Annotated in this window: 4 protein-coding genes, 1 tRNA gene and 1 pseudogene; 5 read left to right on the top strand and 1 reads right to left on the bottom strand. The window is 30.8% G+C overall.

Translation table 11 applies throughout. The annotated features are described in order from the left end of the window. Positions 1-37: 37 nt before the first annotated feature. From CPJCM30710_RS17280 to CPJCM30710_RS18300, 4 genes and pseudogenes are all read left to right on the top strand, one after another. Positions 38-113 (top strand) — tRNA-Phe (locus CPJCM30710_RS17280). 145 nt (positions 114-258) lie between these two features. Further along, complete coding sequence (locus CPJCM30710_RS17275; protein ID WP_212905384.1) at positions 259-1371, top strand: mechanosensitive ion channel family protein; 1113 nt, start codon at positions 259-261, stop codon at positions 1369-1371. 141 nt (positions 1372-1512) lie between these two features. Further along, positions 1513-1620, top strand: a pseudogene (locus tag CPJCM30710_RS17270) (transposase); the annotation flags it as partial. A gap of 79 nt (positions 1621-1699) precedes the next feature. Continuing rightward, on the top strand, positions 1700-1789 hold the full coding sequence (locus CPJCM30710_RS18300) for a zinc ribbon domain-containing protein (protein WP_407645011.1): 90 nt from the start codon (positions 1700-1702) through the stop codon (positions 1787-1789). Positions 1790-2036: 247 nt separating this feature from the next. Here CPJCM30710_RS18300 and CPJCM30710_RS17260 read toward each other — a convergent pair whose 3' ends face one another. Further along, complete coding sequence (locus CPJCM30710_RS17260) at positions 2037-2714, bottom strand: uracil-DNA glycosylase (RefSeq protein ID WP_212905383.1); 678 nt, start codon at positions 2712-2714, stop codon at positions 2037-2039. A gap of 176 nt (positions 2715-2890) precedes the next feature. Between CPJCM30710_RS17260 and CPJCM30710_RS17255 the strand changes: the two genes are divergently transcribed. Beyond that, the gene (locus tag CPJCM30710_RS17255; protein ID WP_212905382.1) at positions 2891-3841 is read left to right on the top strand and encodes an L-lactate dehydrogenase; all 951 of its coding nucleotides are present in this window, start codon (positions 2891-2893) and stop codon (positions 3839-3841) included. Positions 3842-4347 lie beyond the last annotated feature (506 nt).

The following is a 4347-nucleotide window of genomic DNA, read 5'->3' as shown; positions in this document are numbered from 1 at the left end:
GACTGTGTGGGAGAGTAGGAGGTTGCCAGGTTAGTATGGCTCGATAGCTCAGTCGGTAGAGCAGAGGACTGAAAATCCTCGTGTCGCTGGTTCGATTCCTGCTCGAGCCACCAAAAAACCTAGTACACTTAGTGTACTAGGTTTTTTTATTTTGTTAAATATAATAATTATTATATTTTTTCATAATGCTTAATAGTTATAAGTATTATGGAAAAACTAACAGTGAAATTCTTAATTTATTTGCTTTTAGGTGATTATATGAATGATTTTAAAGCAATTTTTAATGCGTTAGTTAATAGTGAGATATATGATTTATTAGCTGTATTCGGAATATTTTTTGGATTTTTTTTACTAAAAAGATTTATAGTTAAATATGTATATAGAGCAATAAAAAGATTCGTAAAAAAAACAAAGAATAACATTGATGATAATTTAGAGAACGCCGTTCAAACTCCATTAAAGTTTTTTATGATTATTTTAGGGGTATATTTTTCGTTAAGATATTTAGGCGTAAAACTTTTTAATAAAGAATTATTATATATAAGTTTTAGACTTTTAAAGGTTTCACAAGTAGTAGTTATTACATGGATAATATATAATCTTACACTGGAGAACTCAGTATTATATGAAGGCATACAAAAAAGATATAATGTTAAGGTAAATAGAATAGTTTTTCCTTTTATCTCAATAATAATTAGAATTGTAGTATTTGTTATATCTATAAGTATAATAGCAAAAGAATTTGGCTTTACAGGATTTATAACTGGTTTAGGGATAAGTGGTCTTGCATTCGCTTTAGCTGCACAGGACACTTTCTCTAATCTTATTGGAGGAATGGTAATAGTACTTGATAAGCCTTTTTCAATTGGAGATTGGATACAGACTACTGAGATAGAGGGAATAGTTGAAGATATAACTTTTAGAAGTACTAGAATAAGAACTTTTGCAAAAGCTCTTGTTACAGTACCAAATTCAAAGCTTGCTAATGCTAATATTATAAATTGGACTCAAAGAGAAGAAAGAAGAATACATTTTATTCTATCTATATCTCATGATACAAAGAGAGAAAATCTTCAGAGAGTAATTAATGGAATTGAATATATGCTTGAAACCCATGAAAAGGTAAATAAGGAACTTATAATTGTGAGTTTTAATGAGTTCAAAAGTAGTAGTCTAGATATATTTATATATTTTTATATTAGAGTGAATGAATATAGACCTTATATGAAGGTAAAAGAGGAAATAAATTTTAGAATAATGGATATTCTTGAGAACGAAGGTGTAAAGTTAGCGAAACCTTGTAATAGTATATATTTTAATACTCCCTTAAAGATTGTAGAGCCTCTAGAGTTAAAAGACTTTAAGGAGTAGATCAGAGTAGATAAATATTTACAAGATTTAGCGGAAAAGCCCACGTCTTTCAAGCGTGGGATGAAAGGCTTTTATTTTCATGTGTATGTTTATTTAATCAACATACATGATAGTGTGTTATAAAAACCTAGGGATAATAATAGCAGAATAATAAGAAAGGAGTTTCCTCAATTAGTAAAAATTCTGGGTTTATGGACACGAAGTTATTTTGTTTCTACTGCTGGAAATTCAAGTAGCGAAACTAACTAATATCAGAAATACGGCAAAAACAAGCCGTAAAAATGAAAAAAATTTGCATAGTTAGTTATTCTATCGTTTAGCACAATTTATAGAGTATAAGGCACTTTTAGAAGGTATTAAAGTTGAGTATATTAATCCATGCAATACTTCTAAACAATGCCCTATTTACGGAATTTAAATACTGCTAATGATAGAAAATACAAATGCTCATATGGATATAAAGCACATAGAGATTTAAACGATTGTATTAATATAATTAATGCAACTGTTGTAGATGGTAATAGTCTATAAGCCTAAACTGCTATATGCACTGGTTTAGGAAGGGTAATGGCACACCCTAAAATTTGGGGAACTACGCCTATCAGTGAACTGGCGACTACCACCAAAGGAGCCCACGCATTTATGGGTGTGGAGTATCAATAGGGCTACATATTTTCAATTTGCCAATCTATTGATGTTTTTCCTATGGATTTTAGGAATTCATTAGTTTTTGAGAATGGTTTGCTTCCAAAGAAACCTCTAGATGCAGAAAGTGGACTTGGATGAACAGATTTAATTATGTAATGCCACTTATTTGTAATGAGCTTTTCTTTAGATATAGCATTATTTCCCCATAAAATAAACACAATAGGATCTTTTCTATCGTTAAGTAAGGAAATTATTTTATCAGTGAATTTTTCCCACCCTATATTTCTATGGGAGTTGGCTTCAGCAGCTCTTACAGTTAAAGAAGCGTTTAGAAGCAATACTCCTTGATCAGCCCACTTTTTTAAGTAACCGTTATTTGGGATATAGCAGCCTAAATCACTTTGAAGTTCTTTAAATATGTTTTTCAGTGAAGGTGGTGCTGGTACTCCAGGATTTACAGAGAAGCTTAGACCGTGAGCTTGGTTAGGGCCGTGATAGGGATCTTGACCAAGTATAACGACTTTCACATCTTCATAAGCTGTATAGTGGAGAGCATTAAAAATATTATACTTATTTGGATATATAGTTTTAGTATTATATTCATTTAATAAGAACTGTCTTAATTTTAAGTAATATTCTTTATTAAATTCGTCTTTTAAAAGTTCATTCCAATCATTTTTAAATTCTACTGACATTTTTCATCACCCATAAATTAGTATACCAAATTTTTAAACTTTTAAATTAACTATCTAAAAAATAAATTAAATTGTATTTTGCAGAAGTTTTTGTATTATGGATTATAATCAATGATAGTTGAAAACAATGTTATATATAATGTTTTTATAGAAAAAATTTTTAAGGGGGTATACCGATGTCAATTAAACCAAGGAAAGTTGCGGTAGTTGGTACAGGATTAGTTGGTTCAAGCTGCGCATTTAGTTTAGTCAATCAAGGAGTATGTGAAGAGGTGCTGATGATTGATATAAATGAAGAAAGAGCGCTTGGAGAAGCAATGGATTTAACTCACGCTGTAGAGTATTTACCTCAAAGAACTAAGATATACAAAAGTAGCTATGATCAGTGTGGGGATGTAAGTGCAGTTATTATTGCTGCTGGAGCACCGCCAAAATACGGTCAAACCAGATTGGATACTTTAGAGATAAGCGCAAGAATTTGTACTTCAATTGTAGAGCCTATTATGAAGTCAGGTTTTAACGGATGTTTTATTATTGTTTCAAATCCTGTTGATATAATTACATATCATGTTTGGAAACTTTCTGGGTTACCAAGAAACCAGGTTATGGGAACTGGAACAGCCATCGATTCAGCAAGATTTAAGACTTTTATTTCAGAATACTTAGATATAGATCCACGTTCAATACAAGGCTACGCTATGGGGGAACATGGAGATTCACAAATGGTGCCGTGGTCTCATGTATATGTCGGAGGTAAGCCATTTTTGAAGATTATGGAGCAGAATCCAGATACTTATGGTAAGATTAATCTTGATGAAATAGTCTCAAGAGTAACTAAGTCAGGTTGGGATATTGTACATAGGAAAGGCACAACTTATTATGGAATAGCATCTGCAGCGGTGGCAGTAATAAAAGCTATTTTTCATGATGAATATAAAATAATGCCTGCATCTGTTATCTTAGATGGAGAATACAATGAATATAATGTAGCAACTGGGGTACCAGCTATAATAAGTGCTGATGGAGTTAAAGATATTGTAGAAATCGAAATGACTGAAGATGAACTTTATAGATTTAAGAAGTCAAATCAGGTTATAAGAGAATATATAGCAAGATTAGGATATTAGTGTAGATAAACTAGAGAAACTATTAAGAAAACTAAAATAGAATTTAATGCTATAAAGTAGCTTAGAAGTCAAGCTCCAGGTTGATAATAAGCTGCTTATTTTACTTTATGGAGGTTATGAGCTTATTACAATGTTCTATACTAATTGACATTTTTCACAAAATAAAGGGATATACTTTACCTAGCGTGTCAGTATGAGGTAATTAAAGTTTTTATAAGAATAATTAAGTATTATTAAGTTAAATTTGAATAAGATGCTATATATTATTTAATAAGACTGCATAATAATGATAAGATAGCACTTGTCGACTTGATGCGACAAATCAAAAAAGTAGTTTTTCTACAGATGTCAATTCAACTTTAAAAATTATAAAAAAAGTTGTTGACAGAGAAACGAAAAGCTGATAAGATAATCAAGCGGTCAGTTGATGACACGCAAAAATAACTTGGTCTTTGAAAATTAAACAGAGGAAATTAAGTACAGCAATTCTTTTGAGAGCAAGAGAT

The organism is Clostridium polyendosporum (genome assembly GCF_018332455.1).
Taxonomy (GTDB): Bacteria; Bacillota; Clostridia; order Clostridiales; family Clostridiaceae; genus Clostridium_AY; species Clostridium_AY polyendosporum.
The sequence above is the reverse complement of the archived record's forward strand: the minus strand, read 5'-3'. Positions and strand labels throughout refer to the sequence as shown.